This is a genomic window from Isoptericola sediminis (assembly GCF_013085345.1).
GTDB classification, from domain to species: domain Bacteria; phylum Actinomycetota; class Actinomycetes; order Actinomycetales; family Cellulomonadaceae; genus Isoptericola; species Isoptericola sediminis.
The window spans coordinates 328,646-346,649 of record NZ_JABFAJ010000003.1; the positions used below are offsets into that span (position 1 = coordinate 328,646).

18 protein-coding genes are annotated in these 18,004 nt (G+C 73.4%); 4 read left to right on the forward strand and 14 right to left on the reverse strand.

The features are described from left to right. The first annotated feature begins 16 nt into the window (after positions 1-16). The gene (locus tag HLI28_RS02280; protein ID WP_171245858.1) at positions 17-1,528 is read left to right on the forward strand and encodes a DUF2809 domain-containing protein; all 1,512 of its coding nucleotides are present in this window, start codon (positions 17-19) and stop codon (positions 1,526-1,528) included. A gap of 75 nt (positions 1,529-1,603) precedes the next feature. Here HLI28_RS02280 and HLI28_RS02285 read toward each other — a convergent pair whose 3' ends face one another. From HLI28_RS02285 to HLI28_RS02325, 9 genes are all read right to left on the reverse strand, one after another. Beyond that, positions 1,604-1,966: a metal-sulfur cluster assembly factor gene (locus HLI28_RS02285; RefSeq protein WP_171245859.1), complete on the reverse strand. Its 363-nt coding sequence runs from the start codon at positions 1,964-1,966 to the stop codon at positions 1,604-1,606. Further along, positions 1,959-2,468 (reverse strand): Fe-S cluster assembly sulfur transfer protein SufU, encoded by a 510-nt coding sequence (gene sufU / locus HLI28_RS02290; protein WP_171245860.1) that lies wholly within the window; start codon positions 2,466-2,468, stop codon positions 1,959-1,961. The genes HLI28_RS02285 and sufU overlap by 8 nt, the downstream gene beginning before the upstream one ends. Before the next feature lie 10 nt (positions 2,469-2,478). Beyond that, positions 2,479-3,783, reverse strand: a complete 1,305-nt coding sequence (locus HLI28_RS02295) for a cysteine desulfurase (protein WP_171245861.1) — start codon at positions 3,781-3,783, stop codon at positions 2,479-2,481. 11 nt (positions 3,784-3,794) lie between these two features. Continuing rightward, complete coding sequence (sufC, locus tag HLI28_RS02300; protein WP_171245862.1) at positions 3,795-4,565, reverse strand: Fe-S cluster assembly ATPase SufC; 771 nt, start codon at positions 4,563-4,565, stop codon at positions 3,795-3,797. A 37-nt stretch (positions 4,566-4,602) separates the two neighbouring features. Next, a complete protein-coding gene (locus HLI28_RS02305) occupies positions 4,603-4,950 on the reverse strand; it encodes a non-heme iron oxygenase ferredoxin subunit (RefSeq protein ID WP_171245863.1) in 348 nt (115 codons plus the stop codon). 7 nt (positions 4,951-4,957) lie between these two features. After that, positions 4,958-6,157 (reverse strand): Fe-S cluster assembly protein SufD, encoded by a 1,200-nt coding sequence (gene sufD / locus HLI28_RS02310; RefSeq protein ID WP_171245864.1) that lies wholly within the window; start codon positions 6,155-6,157, stop codon positions 4,958-4,960. 1 nt (position 6,158) lies between these two features. Continuing rightward, complete coding sequence (gene sufB, locus HLI28_RS02315) at positions 6,159-7,610, reverse strand: Fe-S cluster assembly protein SufB (protein WP_171245865.1); 1,452 nt, start codon at positions 7,608-7,610, stop codon at positions 6,159-6,161. Continuing rightward, positions 7,607-8,353, reverse strand: coding sequence for a helix-turn-helix domain-containing protein (locus HLI28_RS02320; protein WP_171245866.1), 747 nt, complete (start codon positions 8,351-8,353; stop codon positions 7,607-7,609). The genes sufB and HLI28_RS02320 overlap by 4 nt, the downstream gene beginning before the upstream one ends. A 195-nt stretch (positions 8,354-8,548) precedes the next feature. After that, a complete protein-coding gene (locus tag HLI28_RS02325; protein WP_171245867.1) occupies positions 8,549-9,175 on the reverse strand; it encodes an HdeD family acid-resistance protein in 627 nt (208 codons plus the stop codon). 39 nt (positions 9,176-9,214) lie between these two features. Here HLI28_RS02325 and HLI28_RS02330 point away from each other — a divergent pair, with 39 nt between their 5' ends. The 3 genes from HLI28_RS02330 (at position 9,215) to HLI28_RS02340 (ending at position 11,964) form a co-directional block, all read left to right on the forward strand. Beyond that, the gene (locus tag HLI28_RS02330) at positions 9,215-10,171 is read left to right on the forward strand and encodes an ATP-binding cassette domain-containing protein (RefSeq protein WP_171245868.1); all 957 of its coding nucleotides are present in this window, start codon (positions 9,215-9,217) and stop codon (positions 10,169-10,171) included. Continuing rightward, the gene (locus HLI28_RS02335; RefSeq protein ID WP_171245869.1) at positions 10,168-10,944 is read left to right on the forward strand and encodes an ABC transporter permease; all 777 of its coding nucleotides are present in this window, start codon (positions 10,168-10,170) and stop codon (positions 10,942-10,944) included. The genes HLI28_RS02330 and HLI28_RS02335 overlap by 4 nt, the downstream gene beginning before the upstream one ends. Positions 10,945-11,010: 66 nt before the next feature. Beyond that, positions 11,011-11,964, forward strand: a complete 954-nt coding sequence (locus tag HLI28_RS02340) for a COX15/CtaA family protein (RefSeq protein ID WP_171245870.1) — start codon at positions 11,011-11,013, stop codon at positions 11,962-11,964. A 16-nt stretch (positions 11,965-11,980) separates the two neighbouring features. On the opposite strand, the gene HLI28_RS02345 is transcribed toward HLI28_RS02340, so the two are convergent. The 5 genes from HLI28_RS02345 to HLI28_RS02365 all read right to left on the reverse strand — a co-directional run bounded on the left by HLI28_RS02345 (position 11,981) and on the right by HLI28_RS02365 (position 17,975). After that, positions 11,981-12,637, reverse strand: a complete 657-nt coding sequence (locus HLI28_RS02345; protein WP_171245871.1) for an NUDIX domain-containing protein — start codon at positions 12,635-12,637, stop codon at positions 11,981-11,983. Beyond that, positions 12,634-14,319 carry a CTP synthase gene (gene pyrG / locus HLI28_RS02350; protein WP_171245872.1) on the reverse strand — a complete coding sequence of 562 codons (1,686 nt, stop codon included), beginning with the start codon at positions 14,317-14,319 and terminating at the stop codon, positions 12,634-12,636. The genes HLI28_RS02345 and pyrG overlap by 4 nt, the downstream gene beginning before the upstream one ends. Positions 14,320-14,398: 79 nt before the next feature. Continuing rightward, on the reverse strand, positions 14,399-16,045 hold the full coding sequence (murJ, locus tag HLI28_RS02355; protein ID WP_171245873.1) for a lipid II flippase MurJ: 1,647 nt from the start codon (positions 16,043-16,045) through the stop codon (positions 14,399-14,401). Further along, a complete protein-coding gene (locus HLI28_RS02360; RefSeq protein ID WP_171245874.1) occupies positions 16,042-16,929 on the reverse strand; it encodes a hypothetical protein in 888 nt (295 codons plus the stop codon). The genes murJ and HLI28_RS02360 overlap by 4 nt, the downstream gene beginning before the upstream one ends. Further along, positions 16,929-17,975, reverse strand: coding sequence for a copper transporter (locus HLI28_RS02365; protein WP_171245875.1), 1,047 nt, complete (start codon positions 17,973-17,975; stop codon positions 16,929-16,931). The genes HLI28_RS02360 and HLI28_RS02365 overlap by 1 nt, the downstream gene beginning before the upstream one ends. Positions 17,976-18,004 lie beyond the last annotated feature (29 nt).

The window sequence follows — 18,004 nt, forward strand, 5'->3', positions numbered from 1 at the left end:
CGGTAGAGTCGCGCCCGTGACCTGGACCGACGCCCTTCCCCGGACGACGGTGGACGCTCCGGCACCGCGGGTCCCCCGTGCCGCGTCCGCACTGCTCGCCGCCGCCGCGATCACCGTCGGGCCGGCCGGACGGGCGCTGCTCCCCCCGCCGGTCGGGGACCCGCTCGCCGACGCCCTCGCCGCCGTGACCGTGGTCGGTCTCCTCGCGCTGGCGTTCCCCCGCACTCCCCTGGCCGTCGCCGCCTCGGTCGCGTTCGCGGCGTGCGCGGCGGTCGAGACCCTGCACCTCACCCCCGTCGCCGACGCGCTGCTCGACCGGTTCCTGCTCGCCCGTCTCGTGCTCGGCACGCCCTTCGGCGTCGTGGACCTCGCCTGGAACGCGATCGGGGCCTGCCTCGGTGCGGCCGTCCTGGCCGCCGTCACTCATCGCTCCGCCCAGCCGTCGGGCAGCGCCTCGGCGCGGCGCGGCCGCCGTGTCGCGTCCGTCGTCGCGCCGCTCACCGTCCTCGCTCTCCTCACCGCCGGCGGCGTCCTCCTCGTCGGGGTCGTGGACGACGAGGCCGACGAGCTGAGCGCTCAGGTCGCCACGGCGCAGCGCGAGCTGGACACGTCCGCGGACAAGGTGACCGACGACGCCGTCCGGGAGCGGCTCGGCAAGGCGCTCGGCCAGGGCGAGTCCGTGCTCGAGGCCACCCCGGTGCTGCAGCGGCTGCCGGGAGACGCCCCGGCAGCGGTCACCGACCTCGAGCAGGCCGTCGCCGTCGTGCGGGAGTCCCGACGCGAGTACGCGACCGACCAGGCGACCGCCGCCCGCGAGGAGCTGGCGCCGGCCCGGCGCCGCGCCGAGACCGTGCTGGACGCGGCCGACGAGCTCGCCGCGTCGGGCCAGGACGCCGGGGAGGCCAGCCGGGCGGCGGTCCGCGACGCCCTCGGCGCCGCCGACGACACGGTCACCCTGGCCGACCCGGACCGCCTCGCGGCGATGCCGCTCTCCGACCTCGAGCAGGTCGCCCCCGCGCTCATGGCCCGTCACGACGCCGTCGGGGAGGCGACCGCCGACCTCATGTCGGCCCAGGACGCCGTCGTGTGCCCGTTCCCCGACCAGGTCTGGTTCCCCGAGGGCGGACGGATCGCCGCCGACCGGCTCGCCCCGATCCCGTGGGCGCCGGAGCACTCGATCCGGGCGGACCTCCTGGACGGGCTGGTGGCGCTCGACGAGGCCTACCTCGCGGCGTTCGGCGAGCACCTCACCGTGAACTCCGCCTACCGCAGCATGGAGGACCAGACCGCGGTCTACACACCTGCGAACCCGAACCCGTTGGCCGCACCGCCCGGCTGCTCGAACCACGGCCTGGGGACCGCCGTCGACCTCAGCGTCGGGCCGGAGGGGTTCGACGGGGCACGGTTCGCCTGGTTGACGGAGCACGCCGAGGAGTACGGCTGGACCCACCCGGACTGGGCCGGGCCGACCGGGCGCCTGCCGGAACCGTGGCACTGGGAGTCGGTGGAGACCCCGGACGCCTACTGACCACGGTCGCGCGACGACGACGCGGGCCGCGGACACCGGTAGGAGGTGCCCGCGGCCCGCGTGGTCGGGAACGGCTCAGACGTTGAAGCCGAGCATCCGCAGCTGCTCGCGGCCGTCGTCGGTGATCTTCTCCGGACCCCACGGCGGCATCCAGACCCAGTTGATCCGGTGCCCGGTCACGATGCCCTCGAGCGCCTGGGCGGACTGGTCCTCGATGACGTCCGTCAGCGGGCAGGCCGCCGAGGTGAGCGTCATGTCGATGGTGGCGTGGTTGTTCTGGTCCACCTCGACGCCGTAGACGAGACCGAGGTCGACGACGTTGATGCCGAGCTCGGGGTCGATGACGTCGCGCATCGCCTCCTCGACGTCGGCCGCCGTGGTGGCGCCCGGCGCCGCCGGCGTCTGCTCGGGAGCGGTCTCGGTCGGGTTGTCAGTCATCCGATCCTCCGGGTCGGTCGGCCAGCGCGCCGCTGCGCGCCAGCGAGTCCTTCAACGCTGCCCAGCCGAGCAGCGCGCACTTGATGCGGGCGGGGTACTGGGAGACCCCGGTGAAGGCGGTGCCGTCACCGAGCGCGTCCAGCACGTCCTCGTCGTCCAGGCCCTTGCCCCGCGAGCCCATGAGGTCGCGGAAGGCGGCGTCGAGGCGTTCCACCGTCGCCAGGTCCTGGCCGGTGACCAGCTCGGTCATCACCGACGTCGACGCCTGCGAGATCGAGCAGCCCTGACCCTCCCAGGAGACGCGCTCGACCGTCGGTCGGGCGTCGGGGGTGTCGGCGGTCCGCACGTCGACGCGCAGCGTGACCTCGTCCCCGCAGGTCGTGTTGACCTGGTGGGACTCCCCGCCCAGGTGGCCGTCGGCCACCTCGACCAGGCCGTGGCCGTGCGGGTGCTTGGCGTGGTCCAGGATGACCTGCTGGTACAGGTCCTGCAGCGAGCTCATGCGGGTCTCCTCACTCCACCCCGAAGAACGTCCGGACCCCTGCCAGGGCTTCCCGCAGGGCGGCGGCGTCCTCGACTCCTGTGTACACCGAGGCCGAGGCACGCGCCGTGGCGGCCAGCCCGAACCGGCGGTGCAGCGGCTGGGCGCAGTGGTGCCCGACCCGGATCGCGATGCCCTGGTCGTCCAGGACCTGGTTGACGTCGTGGGAGTGCACGCCGTCGACGACGAACGACACCACCGCGACCCGGTCCGTGGTGTCGGTCGGACCGATCACGCGGACGCCGGGGATCTCGGTGATCCGCAGCAGCTCCGCGGCGAGGCGCCGTTCGTGCGCGGCCACGCGGTCCATGCCGAGGTCGCCGAGCCACTGCGCGGCCACCCCCATGCCGACGGCCTGGGCGACCATCTGCGTGCCCGCCTCGAACCGCTGCGGCGGCGGCATGTACGTCGTCTCGGTCATGGTCACGACCTCGACCATCGACCCGCCCGTCGTCACCGGCGGCATCGCCTCGAGCAGCTCCCGCCGCCCGTACAGCGCACCGACACCCGTGGGGCCGAGCATCTTGTGGGCGCTGAACGCCGCGAAGTCGACGCCCAGGGCGTGCAGGTCGACCGGCAGGTGCGGCACGGACTGGCACGCGTCCAGGACGGTCAGCGCACCGACCCGGCGGGCGGCCTCGACGATCTCGGCCACCGGGGCCACGGCGCCGGTCACGTTGGAGACGTGCCCGAAGGCCACGACCTTGGTGCGGTCGGTGATGACGGCGTCGACGTCCGACAGGTCGAGCCGGCCGTCGTCGGTCACGCCGAACCAGCGCAGGGTCGCCCCGGTGCGCGCGCACAGCTCCTGCCACGGCACGAGGTTGGCGTGGTGCTCGGCCTCGGTGACCACGATCTCGTCGCCCGGGCCGAGACGGAACCGCGCGGCCGCCTCTCCCCCGCGTCCGGCCGTCGCGTTGGACAGCGCATAGGTCACGAGGTTGATGGCCGCCGTCGCGCCCGAGGTCCACACGATCTCGTCGTCGTCGGCGCCCACGAAGGACGCGACGGCGGACCGGGCGCCCTCGAAGGCCTCGGTGGCCTCCTCGGCCAGCTGGTGCGCGCCGCGGTGCACGGCCGCGTTGCGCTGCTCGTAGAAGTCGACCTCGGCCTCGAGCACGACGTTCGGCTTCTGCGACGTCGCCGCCGAGTCCAGGTAGACCAGCGGCTGCCCGCCCCGCACCGTGCGTCCGAGCAACGGGAAGTCGGCCCGCACGGCGGCGAGCTCGCGCGAGCCCATCGCGTCGTCCGGACGCACGGCGTCGGTGGCGGTCATGCGATCCTCCGTCAGGCCGAGGCCGTCGTGCCCGCGGGCAGGAAGCGGTCGTAACCCTCTTCCTCGAGGCGCTCGGCCAGCTCGGGGCCGCCCTCCTCCGCGATGCGGCCGTCGACGAACACGTGCACGAAGTCCGGCTTGATGTAGCGCAGGATGCGCGTGTAGTGCGTGATGAGCAGCACGCCGACGTCGGTGGACTCCTTGGCGCGGTTGACGCCCTCGGAGACGACGCGCAGGGCGTCGACGTCGAGACCGGAGTCGGTCTCGTCCAGGATCGCGAAGTGCGGCTTGAAGAGCTCCATCTGCAGGATCTCGTGCCGCTTCTTCTCACCGCCGGAGAAGCCCTCGTTCACCGAGCGCTCCGCGAAGGAGGAGTCGATGCGCAGGTTCTCCATGGCGCCGCGGACCTCCTTGGCCCAGTGGCGCAGGGACGGGGCGTCGCCGTCGATGGCGGTCTTGGCCGTCCGCAGGAAGTTCGCGACCGACACACCCGGCACCTCGACCGGGTACTGCATCGCGAGGAACAGGCCGGCGCGGGCGCGCTCGTCGACGCTCATGGCCAGGACGTCCTCGCCGTCGAGCGTGACGGTGCCGGAGGTCACCTCGTACTTGGGGTGCCCGGCCAGCGCCGAGGCGAGGGTGGACTTGCCGGAGCCGTTGGGGCCCATGATGGCGTGCGTCTCGCCGGACTTGATGGTCAGGTCGACACCGCGCAGGATCGGCTTGGCGCCTTCCTTGGTGTCGACGCTGACGTGCAGGTCGCGGATCTCCAGGGTGGACATCAGATGGTTCTCCAGGTCTTGTTCTCGAAAAGGCTGGTCAGGACGCGGCGGCGAGCGGTGCGTCGATGTCGACGAGCACCTTGTCGCCGTCCACCGTCACCGGGTAGACGGGTACGGGCCGGGTCGCGGGCAGCTGGAGCGGCTTGCCGGTGCGCAGGTCGAACTGCGAACCGTGCAACCAGCACTCCACGCGGCAGCCCTCGACCTCGCCGTCGGACAACGACACCGCACCGTGCGAGCAGATGTCGCTGATGGCGTGGAAGTCACCGTCCTCGTCGCGGACGACCGCGACCGGCACGGAGGCGCCGTCGGCGGCGGTGAGCTCGACGAGCAGGCTCTCCTCCGGGCCGAGATCGGCGGTGGCGCAGGCGATCTGTGCGGTCACGACGTGCTCACCGCGCCGGAGCGCCGGTGATGACGCTCATCGACTTCTCCAGCTCGGCCTCGATGGAGGCGAGCAGCCGCTCCTCGACCGACTCGACGCCGATCTCGTCGATCAGCTCGGCGAAGAAGCCGCGCACGACGAGACGGCGGGCGTCGATCTCGGGGATGCCGCGCGCCATGAGGTAGAAGAGCTGCTCGTCGTCGAACCGGCCGGTCGCCGAGGCGTGGCCCGCCCCGTCGATCTCACCGGTCTCGATCTCGAGGTTCGGCACCGAGTCCGCCCGCGCGCCGTCGGTCAGCACGAGGTTGCGGTTCAGCTCGTAGGTGTCCGTCGCCTCGGCCTCGGCGCGGATGAGCACGTCGCCCACCCACACGGTGTGCGCGGAGGCACCCTGGAGCGCGCCCTTGTAGGTGACGCGCGAGCGGCACCGCGGCACGGCGTGGTCGACGAAGAGGCGGTGCTCCTGGTGCTGGTCGGCGTCGGCGAAGTACAGCCCGACCATCTCGACCTCGCCGCCCTCGGCGGTGAAGGTCGCGTCCGGCGTGACGCGCACGACGTCGCCGCCGAAGGTCACCACGACGTGCTTGAGCTTGGCGTCGCGGCCGATGCTCGCGCGGTGCGAGGAGGCGTGCACGGCACCGTCTTCCCAGTCCTGGACGGACACGACGGTCAGCTGGGCGCCGTCCTCGACGAGGACCTCGACGGTCTGGTTCAGCAGCGCGTCCCCGCGGTGGTCGATGACCACGACGGCCTCGGAGTGCCGCTCGGCGTGCACCAGCAGGTGCGACGCGGTGGCGTCCTTCGAGGTGCCGTCGATCCGCACGGAGGTCGGGCCGGAGGCCACGGTGTCGGCCGGGACGGTCACCACGGTGGCCTCGCGCACGGCGTTCCACGCGGTGACGGCGGCACGGTCGCCGGGCTTGCCGGTGCGGCCGAGGCGCTCGTCGTCGCGTCCGACCGTCTCGACGGTGACCTCGGGGGCCGCCTCGACGGTCACGGCGACGCCGTCACCGGTCAGCTCGTCGGAGAACAGCGGCTGGAGCCGCGCCACCGGCGAGAAGCGCCACTCCTCCTCGCGGCCGGTGGGCACCGGGATGTCCGCGAGGTCGAAGGACGTCTTGCGCTCGGCGCGCGAACCGGCGGGCACCACACCGTGGGAGTGGGCGCCGTCGGCGGTCGCGCGGGAGTGATCGGTAGTGAGAGTCATTTCAGCCGACGGACCCTTCCATCTGCAGCTCGATGAGGCGGTTGAGCTCGAGGGCATACTCCATGGGCAGCTCCCGCGCGATGGGCTCGACGAACCCGCGCACGATCATGGCCATGGCCTCGGTCTCCTCCATGCCTCGGGACATGAGGTAGAACAGCTGGTCCTCGCTCACCTTGGACACCGTCGCCTCGTGCCCCATGGACACGTCGTCCTCGCGGACGTCGACGTACGGGTAGGTGTCGGACCGGGAGATCTGGTCGACGAGCAGCGCGTCGCACAGGACGTTCGACGCCGACGCCTCGGCACCCTCGAGCACCTGCACCAGACCGCGGTAGGAGGTGCGGCCGCCGCCACGGGCCACGGACTTCGAGACGATCGAGCTCGAGGTGTGCGGGGCGGCGTGCACCATCTTGGCACCGGCGTCCTGGTGCTGGCCCTCGCCGGCGAAGGCGATGGACAGCGTCTCGCCGCGGGCGCGCTCGCCCAGCAGGTAGATCGCCGGGTACTTCATGGTGACCTTGGAGCCGATGTTGCCGTCGACCCACTCCATGGTGGCGCCGGCCTCGGCCGTGGCGCGCTTGGTCACCAGGTTGTAGACGTTGTTCGACCAGTTCTGGATGGTCGTGTAGCGCACGCGGGCGTTCTTCTTGACGACGATCTCCACGACCGCGGAGTGCAGCGAGTCGGTGGAGTAGATCGGCGCCGTGCAGCCCTCGACGTAGTGCACGTAGGAGCCCTCGTCGGCGATGATCAGCGTCCGCTCGAACTGGCCCATGTTCTCGGTGTTGATCCGGAAGTAGGCCTGCAGCGGGATGTCGACGTGCACGCCCGGCGGCACGTAGATGAACGAGCCGCCCGACCAGACGGCCGAGTTGAGCGCGGAGAACTTGTTGTCGCCGGCCGGGATGACCGTGCCGAAGTACTCCTCGAACAGCTCCGGGTGCTCGCGCAGGCCGGTGTCGGTGTCGACGAAGATGACGCCCTGGGCCTCCAGGTCCTCGCGGATCTGGTGGTAGACGACCTCGGACTCGTACTGCGCCGCGACGCCGGCCACGAGGCGCTGCTTCTCGGCCTCGGGGATCCCCAGCTTGTCGTACGTCGCCTTGATGTCCTCGGGCAGGTCCTCCCAGCTGGTGGCCTGCTTCTCGGTGGAGCGGACGAAGTACTTGATGCGGTCGAAGTCGATGCCCGTGAGGTCGGCGCCCCAGTTCGGCATCGGCTTCTTCTCGAACAGGCGCAGCGCCTTGAGCCGACGCTTGCGCATCCACTCGGGCTCGTCCTTCAGGTCCGAGATGTTGCGCACGACGGCCTCGTTCAGGCCGCGCTCGGCCGTCTGGCCGGCCGCGTCGTCGTCGTGCCAGCCGTACTCGTAGGCACCGATGGAGTTGATGATCTCCTCGTCGGTGCGCTGCTCCGGTGCCGCCTGGGCGGCGTCCTGGGTGGGGGCGCTCATCGTGTTCCTTCCTGCGTACCGCGGGAGCGGCCGGCGGGGGTGGTGGGAGCAAGCGGGACGTTGGTCACGCAGGCGTGCGCGCCGCCCGCGAGCGTGGCCAGACGTTGGACGTGGGTCCCGAGCAGCCGGGCGAAGGCGTCGGCCTCCGCCTCGCACAGCTCGGGGAAGTCCTCGGCCGCGTGCTGGACCGGGCAGTGGCCCTGGCACAGCTGGACCGTGGGGACCCGGGGGCCGGCGACCGGCCGCACCGAGGCGGCGTAGCCGTCGGCGGCGAGCAGGTCCGCGAGCTGGGCGGCCCGCTCGTGCGGGTCGGTGCCGGTCAGGCGCGGGGCGTAGCGACGCACGACGGCGTCGTTGCGTTCGGCGGCGAACTCCGCCACCGCCTGGTCCCCGGCCGTGCGGCGCAGGTAACGCATCACCTGCGTCGCGAGCTCGACGTCCTCGCCCCCGAGCTCGGCCTGTCCCGCGGTGCTCACCACGTAGCGCCGTGCGGGACGGCCCCGGCGGGCCTGACCGCCCGCGGGCCCGGCGTCGTGCACCGCGATGGTGCCGTCCTGCTCGAGGCAGGCGAGGTGACGGCGCACGGCGGCCGAGGTGAGGCACAGGGTGCGGGCCAGGTCACCGGCGGTGACCGGTCCGTCGCTGGCGACCAGTGCGAGGACCCGGCGGCGCGTGCCGTCGGTGTCCGCTCCGGCGTGCGGCACGGTGCCGACCGGTGTCGGGGTCGTCGTCAACGTGCTCACCTCCCGGGGGTCGTCCGGGGCATCGTTCGGCCCGGACCTGACGTCGATATAGAGAACATCCTTGTTGCGAAATTACGAATGTCAAGCAAGGCATGCCTCACCGAACCCCGCGACCGGCACGTTCGTGCGGGCGTCGGGACCGACGTCACAGAGGTTTCACCGGCGGTTCACCTGGACGAGCGCGACCGCCGTCGATCACTCCTCGACGATCTCGCCCTCGATGACCTCGTGACCGGACCCGGCCGGACCGGGCTGCCGGCCGATCGAGCGGAGCTTGACCCCCAGGGCGATGAGCGCCGCACCGATCACGACGGCGAAGACGCCCACCACGACGGCCATCGCGGTGATCGCCGTGCCAGGGTTGGCGAAGCAGACGACCGCCAGCGCGACGAAGAGGATTCCGGAGAGCAGGCTGAGCAGCCACGAGGCTCCTCCCCTGCCACGCACCGCGAACGCCCCCACGATCTGGAGCAGGCCGAAGATCATCGCCCAGATCCCGACCAGCACGACGGCGATCGTCAGGAACACCCCGGGCAGGAACAGCAGCGCGGCGCCGAACGCCACGGCCACCACGCCGATGCCGAGGTTGCCCGAACCCGCCGGGGTCCCGCGGCGACGCAGGCCGTCCACGAGCGAGACCAGGCCGTCCACGAGCACGAACGCGCCGAAGACCTGCACGAGCAGGTCCGGGACGTCGCGCGGGAGCACCATGGCCAGCAGGCCGAAGACCACGGCCAGGACGCCGCGGACGACCGGCCAGTACCAGATCCGTCGCGCGATCTGCGCCAGGTCGGCCGGCGGGGTGAAGGTGTAGAAGGACATCGTCGCTCCCTGGGTTCCGTCGCCTCGTAGAATCCTCGGGTGCCCACCACCGATGCGCCACCCGGCGCCGCCGTCGTCGTGCGCGGCCTGCGCAAGACCTACGGCGGCCGCGACGTCGTCGACGGGCTCGATCTGCAGGCTACCGCCGGAGCGGTCACCGCGGTGCTCGGCCCGAACGGCGCCGGCAAGACCACCACCGTCGAGTGCTGCGAGGGCCTGCGCTCCCCCGACGGAGGCACCGTCCGGGTCCTCGGCCTGGACCCCGTCGCCGACGCCGCCCGCCTGCGGCCCCGCGTCGGGGTGATGCTCCAGGACGGCGGCCTGCCGACCGGCGTGCGTGCCGCGGAGATGCTCCGCCACGTGGCGGCCATGTACGCGGCGCCCCGTGACCTGCACGAGCTCTCCGCGCGGCTCGGTCTGGACGCCTTCGCCCGGACCACCGTCCGCCGCCTCTCCGGGGGCCAGCGCCAGCGGCTCGCGCTGGCGGCCGCCGTGGTCGGGCGCCCCGAGGTCGTGTTCCTCGACGAGCCGAGCGCCGGGCTGGACCCGCAGTCCCGGCACGCCGTGTGGGACCTCGTCCGCGAGCTGCGCGACGAGGGGGTCGCCGTGGTGCTGACCACGCACCTGATGGCCGAGGCCGAGGACCTGGCGGACCTCGTCCACGTCGTCGACCACGGACGCGTCATCGCCTCCGGGAGCGTGCCCGAGCTCGTGGCGGCCGGTCCCGGGTCCTCGCCCACGATCCGTCTGGAGGCGCGGCCCGGCCTCGACGTGGCCGCGCTCGCGACCCGCCTCGCCGAGGACGACGGCGACGCCTGGACGGCCGCCGAACCGTCCCCCGGGGTGTACACCGTCACCGGCGACGCCGGACCGGCCGCGCTCGCGACGCTCACCGCGTGGCTCGCCGAGCAGGACGTGCTGGCACGCCGGGTCACCGTCGGACGGCGCACCCTCGAAGACGTCTTCCTCGACCTGACGGGACGGCACCTGCGATGAGCCCCTCGACCACCCCCGCCGTGCACGCCGGCGCGGCTTCTCCCGCCCGGCGCGTCGCGGCCCAGGCCGGATTCGAGACCCGGGCGATCCTGCGCAACGGCGAACAGCTGCTCGTGACCATCGTGGTGCCCGTGCTCCTGCTCGTGGGCCTGGTGCGGACCTCCGTCGTCGAGCTGGACACCGCCGGCGCGACCCGCGTCGACTTCGTCACCCCGGGCGTCCTCGCCCTGGCCTGTGTCACCACGGCCTTCACCTCGCAGTCCATCGCCACCGCCTTCGACCGGCGCAACGGTGTGCTGCGCCTCCTGGCCACCACGCCCCTGGGACGCGGCGGGCTGCTCGCCGGGAAGGTCCTCGGGGTGCTCGCCGTCGAGGCGGTCCAGGTCGTCGTGATCGGCACCGTCGCCCTCGCCCTCGGGTGGCGGCCCGAGCCGACGGGGCTGCTGCCCGCCGCAGGTCTGCTGCTGCTCGGCACCGCGGCCTTCACCGCCCTCGCCCTGCTCCTGGCGGGGACCCTGCGCGCGGAAGGTGTCCTCGCGGTGGCCAATCTCGTGCTGGTGCTGCTCGTCGTCGGCGGCGGGCTCATCGTGCCCCCGGCGGAGCTGCCCGGGCCGCTGGCCCACGTCGCGGCGTTCCTGCCCTCGGGGGCCCTCGGCGAAGGACTGCGCGGCGCCCTGCTGGGCGACGGCGTGCCCGCGCTGAGCGTCGTGGTGCTCGTGGCCTGGACGGCGGCCTTCGGTGCCGGCGCCGGACGGCTGTTCCGCTGGCACTGACCGACATCACACCCATGACCCCGACGACGGGCGAGAACGGCCCGCCGCAACGGCTACCGTGGTGCTGTGAGCACGTCCGCACCCGCCGAGGCCTCCCGTACCCCCGCACGCCGTGACCGGTTCGCCCGGTTCCGCGGCTGGACCCGGGGCGTGCTGATCGCCAACGTGATCGCCCAGATCGGCATCATCGTCACCGGGGGCGCCGTGCGGCTCACCGGGTCCGGGCTGGGATGCTCCACGTGGCCGCAGTGCGAGCCCGGGAGCTTCACCCCCGTCTTCCACGCCGAGGTCGGGATCCACCCCTACATCGAGTTCGGCAACCGGCTCCTGACGTTCGTCCTGGCGGCGATCGCGGTGCTCGTGCTGCTCCTGGTCCTCACCGACCGCCGCCGGTCGCGTGCCTACCGGTGGCTCGGCGTCGTCCCGCTGGCCGGCGTCCTCGCCCAGGCCGTCATCGGCGGCGTCGTCGTCCTGCTCGACCTCCACCCGGCGTGGGTGTCGCTGCACTTCGTCGTCTCGGCGGCGCTGGTGTGGCTCGCCGCGTACCTGTTGCACCGGCACCGCGAGGGCGACGGGGCCCCGACCCCGGTCGGGCCCCGCACCGTCACCCTCACCGGGCGTGCCCTGGCGCTGCTCGTGGTACCCGTCGTGCTGCTCGGCGTCGCCGTCACCGCCGCCGGACCGCACTCCGGGGACGCGGAGGTCGGCTACCGCCTGGCCGTCGACCCGCTGCGCATGACACGCGCCCACTCGGCCTCGGTGTGGTTGTTCGTCGGGGTGCTCACGGTGCTGCTGGTCCTGCTGCACCGGACCCCCGACGCTGCCGAGGACCCGCTCGTGCGCCGCGCGCGGGCCGGCGCGTGGCTCCTGCTCGCCGTGACCCTGGCCCAGGGCGCGGTCGGCTACGTCCAGTACTTCACCGGGCTGCCCGAGATCCTCGTCGCGCTGCACATGCTGGGCGCGGGTCTGCTCGTGTGGGCGACGGCGAACGCCGTCCTGCGGCTGCGCACCCGCGCCTGACCCACCACGCCCGCGGTCAGTCGGGCAGCACTCCCCGGCGGTAGGGCCACTCCGCCTCCACAGGTCGCAGCGAGGCCCAGCCGCCGGCACGGCTCGCCGCCGCGGCCAGGATGCCCGTCACGGCGGACGGGTTGTGCAGCTCACCGGCGAGGACGTGGGCGACCGCCTCGTCCAGCGGCACCCAGGCCGTGACGATCTCGGCCTCCTCGCCGTGCCGTTCGTGGCGTTCGGCCTCCGGCACCTCGTGCACGTCCCGCGCGAGGAAGATCCGCACGGACTCGTTGCTGAAACCAGGCGTCGTCGCGTAGTCGGCCAGCACGTCCCAGCGGTCCGCGACGACGTCGGCCTCCTCGGCGAGCTCGCGCGCCGCCGCCTCGACGGCGGGTTCGCCGTCGACGTCGAGCAACCCGGCCGGCACCTCCCACATGACGGTGCGCACCGGGTGCCGGTACTGGCGCAGCAGCAGGACCCGGTCCTGCGGATCCAGGACGACGATCGCGACGGCTCCCGGGTGGTCCAGGTACTCGCGCGTCACGACGCCGGCGTCGCCGAGGTCGATGTCGTCGCGCACCAGGTCGAAGACCGTGCCGGCATGCACCGTGGTCCGGCCGACGACGGGCCGCGGGGCGACCTCGTCCCGGCCCGCGACGACCTCCGACGTCCGGCCGCTCACGCGGTCGCGCCCTGGCGCTCCAGGGCCGCGGCGACGAGGCCGGAGAACAGCGGGTGCGAGCCCGTCGGCCGGGACTTGAACTCCGGGTGCGCCTGCGTGCTGATGTAGTACGGGTGCACGTCGGCGGGGAGCTCGACGAACTCCACGAGGTCACCGTCGGGCGAGGTGCCGCTGATCCGCAGCCCGGCCTCCTCCAGCCGGTCGCGGTACAGGTTGTTCACCTCGTACCGGTGCCGGTGCCGCTCGGAGACCTCCGTGGTGCCGTAGGTCTTGGCCGCCACGGACCCCTCGGCCAGGGCCGCCGGGTAGGCACCGAGACGCATCGTGCCACCCAGGTCACCGTCGCCGCCGACGATGGCGAGCTGCTCGGCCATGGTGGCGATGACGGGGTCGGAGGAGTCCGGGTCGAACTCCGTCGAGGACGCCTCCGTCAGCCCCAGCACGTTGCGTGCGTACTCGATGACCATGGACTGCAGCCCGAGGCAGATGCCCAGGGTGGGCACGAGGTTCTCACGCGCCCAGCGCAGCGCCCCGACCTTGCCGTCGATGCCGCGCACCCCGAAGCCGCCGGGCACGAGGACGGCGTCCACACCGGCCAGGGCCTCCTGGGCCCCCGCGGGCGTGGCGCAGTCGTCCGCCGCGACCCAGCGGATCGCGACCCGCGTGTCGTTGTCGAAACCGCCGGCGCGCAGCGCCTCGGTGACCGACAGGTAGGCGTCGGGCAGGTCGATGTACTTGCCGACCAACGCGATCTCGACGTTGTGCTCGGGGGCGTGCACCCGCTCCAGGACACGGTTCCAGCCGCCCCACTCGACGTCGTGGAACGGCAGGTCGAGCCGGCGCACCACGTAGGCGTCCAGCCCCTCGGAGTGCACGACGCGCGGGATGTCGTAGATGCTCGGCGCGTCCGCCGCGTTGACGACCGCCTCGTTCTCCACGTCGCACATCATCGCGATCTTGTGCTTGATGGGGGTCGGCACGGTCCGGTCGGACCGCAGCACGATGGCGTCCGGCTGGATGCCGATCGAGCGCAGCGCGGCGACGGAGTGCTGGGTCGGCTTCGTCTTCAGTTCGCCGGAGGGCCCGATGTAGGGCACGAGGGACACGTGCAGGAAGAAGCAGTCGTCGCGGCCGAGCTCGTGGCGCACCTGGCGGGCCGCCTCGAGGAACGGCAGCGACTCGATGTCTCCGACCGTGCCGCCGATCTCGGTGATGATCACGTCGACGTCGGGGCCGGCCTGGTCCCGCATCCGCAGCTTGATCTCGTCGGTGATGTGCGGGATGACCTGCACCGTGTCGCCGAGGTACTCCCCGCGGCGCTCCTTGGCGATGACGCGGGAGTAGACCTGGCCGGTGGTCACGTTGGACGAGGCCGGGAGCTCGACGTCGAGGAAGCGCTCGTAGTGCCCGATGTCCAGGTCGGTCTCGGCGCCGTCCTCGGTGACGAACACCTCGCCGTGCTGGAACGGGTTCATGGTGCCCGGGTCCACGTTGAGGTACGGATCGAGCTTCTGCATCGTGACCCGCAGCCCGCGGGACCGCAGCAGGCGTCCGAGGGAGGAGGCCGTCAGCCCCTTGCCGAGAGACGAGGCGACGCCGCCCGTCACGAAGATGTGGCGCGTCGGGTGCGTGGCACCGGCGCGGCTCGAGGAACGGGAGGTTCGGTTCACGGTGTCAGCCACGGAACTCCATGCTAACCGAACCCCGCCCGCTCGGCGTGCGGGACACGGGGGTCGAGAGCGTGCCGTGCGGCACAGCGGGTCACCGGCGTCGCAGCAGCCGTCGCCCCGTGCCGAGGGCCCGCGACCGCACGTCCCGGTCGGCCACCGCCGCCGCGAGCAGGACCACCAGCGCCGCGAGCAGCCCCGCGAGAAGCCCCCACCCGACGTCGGCGGCGATCCAGGCGGCCTCGAGGTCGTCCGTGGCACGATCCACGACCGGCACCGCCCAGCGCCCGGCGACCGCGCCGAGCGCGCCGGCGAGCACCGCGACACCACCGGTGCGCACCACGCCGCGCAGGGCGGGTGCCCCCACCCGGCGCCGCACCGCCAGCAGCAGGGCCGCACCGGCGACGGTCATGCCGACCGTGGTGGCCCCGCCCAACCAGGCCAGCACAGCCTGCTCGACGTCCGCTCCCCCGGCGAAGACCGGGACCGCGAGCCCCACGCCGACGGCGACGACGACCCAGCCGGACGCGGTCGCCAGGACCGCGGCCCGGGGGGCGCCGACCGCGTACAGCAGGCGCGACAGCTGCAGGATCAGGGCGTAGCCGAGCAGGCCGGGTGCCATCCAGGCCAGCGCGGCGGCGAGCCCCTCGGCGTCCCCGTCCGCCACCACGCCGAAGACGTTCTCGACCAGCGGCGCCGCGGCGACGAGGGCGGCGGCACCGGCCGCCGAGACGACCACGAGGACCCGCGTGGTCGACGACACCAGCCGCGCGAGGTCGTCGCCGCGTCCCTGGGAGGCCAGCTCGGAGAACCGCGGGAAGGCGCTCGTCGCGATCGGGAAGGCCAGGACCGCGTACGGCAGGAAGTAGACGTTCTGGGCGTACAGGAAGATCGTCCATGTCCCGTCACCCCCGGCCTCGTTGGCGGACGCCATCGTGGCCAGCAGCGCGAGCTGCTGCGCGACCAGCGCGCCGATGCCCGCCGAGGCCAGCCGTGCGGCCCGCCGGCCCTCGCCGTCCGGGAAGCGCAGGGTGGGGCGCAGCCGCAGCCCCGTCCGCGCGACGGGCACGACCAGCGGCAGCGCGAGGAACGCCACCCCCGCCGTCATGCCCCAGGCGAGCCAGCCGAGTGCCTGGGACGTGAGCTCGGCGACGTCCTGCTGGTTGCCCTCGGCCAGCTGCCCGAAGCGGGCGTAGACCCCGATGACGACGAGGCTGGAGACCAGCGGCGCGAACGCCGGCCAGAAGAAGCGGTTGTGGGCCTGCAGGATGCCGCCGAGGACGACGGCCAGGCCGTACAGCGGCACCTGCACGGCGAAGACCCGCAGGAAGTCCGCCGCGACGGCCACGTTGACCGGGTCGTGCAGCCGCAGGACGTGCTCGGCGAGGGGGTCGGCGAGCAGCGCCATGAGACCGGCGACCGGGAGGAGGACCACGACGGTCCAGCCCAGCAGCGCCGAGGCGGTCCGCGAGGCGTTCTGCCGGTCCCCGCGCACGAGGAACCCGGACAGCAGCGGGACGACGGCACCCGTCAGGGCGCCGCCGGCCGCGATCTCGAACAGGACGTTCGGCAGCAGGTTCGCGGCGTTGAGGGGGGCGTCGACCCCGTCGGTTCCCACGAACCGGGCCTGCGCCAGCCAGCGCCCGAACCCGACGACCCGGCTCGCCAGCGTGACGACGGTGATCAGTGCCGCCGCGCCGGCGACCGCCGAGCCGATCCGCCGAGCGCCCGGCGCGCTCACCCGGCCGCGCCCCCGGCGTCGGGCGCCCGGCCCGCGACCGCCGCGGGTGCCGCGGGGCGCCGACCGAGCCGGTCGAGGTGCCGCAGCCACGGCGTGCGATCGATGACGGCGGAGAAGCTGACCCGCTCCGACGCGAGCGTCAGCCCCACCACGGCGGCCAGCGCCCCGACCCGGACCGCGCGGGGCGCGGAGACCGCCCACTGCGCCCCCACGAAGGCACCCAGGGCGTTCGCCCCACCGTCGCCGAGCATGTCGCGCTCGGCCAGGTCGGCGGGCGCGGACGCCGCCGCGACACCCAGCACCGCACCCGTGGTCCCGCGGCCCGGTGCGGCGAGCACCCCCGCGGACAGCGCCGCGGCGGCCTTCAGCGCCCTGCCCGGTCGCAGGTCGAGCAGGTTCACGAGGTTCGCGGTGCCGGCGATCAGCGCGCCGTTGACGACGACGTCCGCCAGGTGCCCGGCCGCACCGCCCCGACGGGGTGTTCCGACCGCCGCGGCGAGGAGCGCCGTCGTCCCGATACCCAGGACCTTCAGGCCGCCGGTCGTGACCTCGCCGCGCGACAGCGCGCCCAGGTGACCCCGCAGCCCCTTGGTGCGGGTGGTGGTGTCCTCGGCGAGGTCGTCCACCACGCCGAACGCCGCGGCGCCCGTCGTCGCCGTCACCAGCGCCGCACGCGTCCTGGCGTCGGCGCCCCCCGCGACCGCTCCCACGACGAGCCCGGCGGCCGCCGCCGGGCCCTCCAGCATGGAGACGGGTTCGTCGCGATGGTTCGTCCGCGTCCACCGCTCGCGCCCGCCGGGTGGTGCGGACTCCAGCACCTGACGCGCGACAGCGGTCGCCGCGGCGGCGGACAGCCCGGCCGCCAGCAGACGGAGCGACCGCATCAGGAGTCCTCGCCGGTCGTCCCGGTGTCCCCGGTGGACGCCTCGTCACCGGTCGTGCCACCGGACTCCTGCGCGGCGTCCTCCCCGTCGGGGGCCCGGACCACCGGGGGCACGGCCTCGGCGTCCTCCTCGAACCCGTACTGCCCGACCTCGTCGGCCGCCTGCGCGGCGATCGCCAGCGGGACGTTCATCCGCATGGTCTCCTGCTCGATCCCGCTGACCGTGCTCGTGGACGCCACGACCTCCTCGGTCGCCCGCAGCTCGGTGAGCAGGTCGCCATCGACCGCGGTCGGGCCGGCCACGACGACCGTGCCCGCCACCGACTGCAGCGTCACCACGGTGCTCGGCACGTCGACGTCCTCGTCCACCTCCGGCGACTCCGAACCGGGGGCACCGTCGTCCTCGGCCGCACCCGCGGTGAGCAGCAGCACCGCGTCCGCGGGCGCCGACGGCGCGAACCGGGAGTCGACGAGGCCGACCTGGGTGAGCAGCTGGTAGAGCTCGACCGCGCGGTCGCTGCGCTCTCCCGGCGTCTGCTCGTCGGCCTCGGTCAGGGCCACGCCCAGCACCGTGCCGAGCACCTGGGACGTGGTGGCGTCCTCGGCCACCATGTCCTCGAGACGGCCCCGCTGGCCGTCCGCGACCGTGTCGCGGAGCACCGAGTCGTCGACGGCGTCCCAGGACTCGGTCATCGAGGACTGGGCCACCACCCGGGCCCCGGCGGCCTCGAGCTGGTTCACGACGTCGAGCTCCAGGGTCTCGGAGATGCCGTCGACGTCCACGACGGCCACGTTGACGTCCTCGAGCGAGCCGTCGACCAGCTCGGCACCGGCCCCCAGGGCGTACGCCTGCAGGTCGGCGAGCTCCGCCTCGGTCGCGGTGAGGCTGTCGCGCAGTGCGGTGCGCTCCACGCGCAGCGCCTCCACCTGGTCCGTGAGCTGGTCCCCGATGGCGTTCTGCAGGGGGCCGGCGCCCAGGATGATGCCGACCGCGAGCGCCAGGAAGACGCTGATCAGCGAGACGAGGTGGTAACGGAAGTCGATCACGGGGTCGGGGTGCTCCTAGGTCGAGGGGA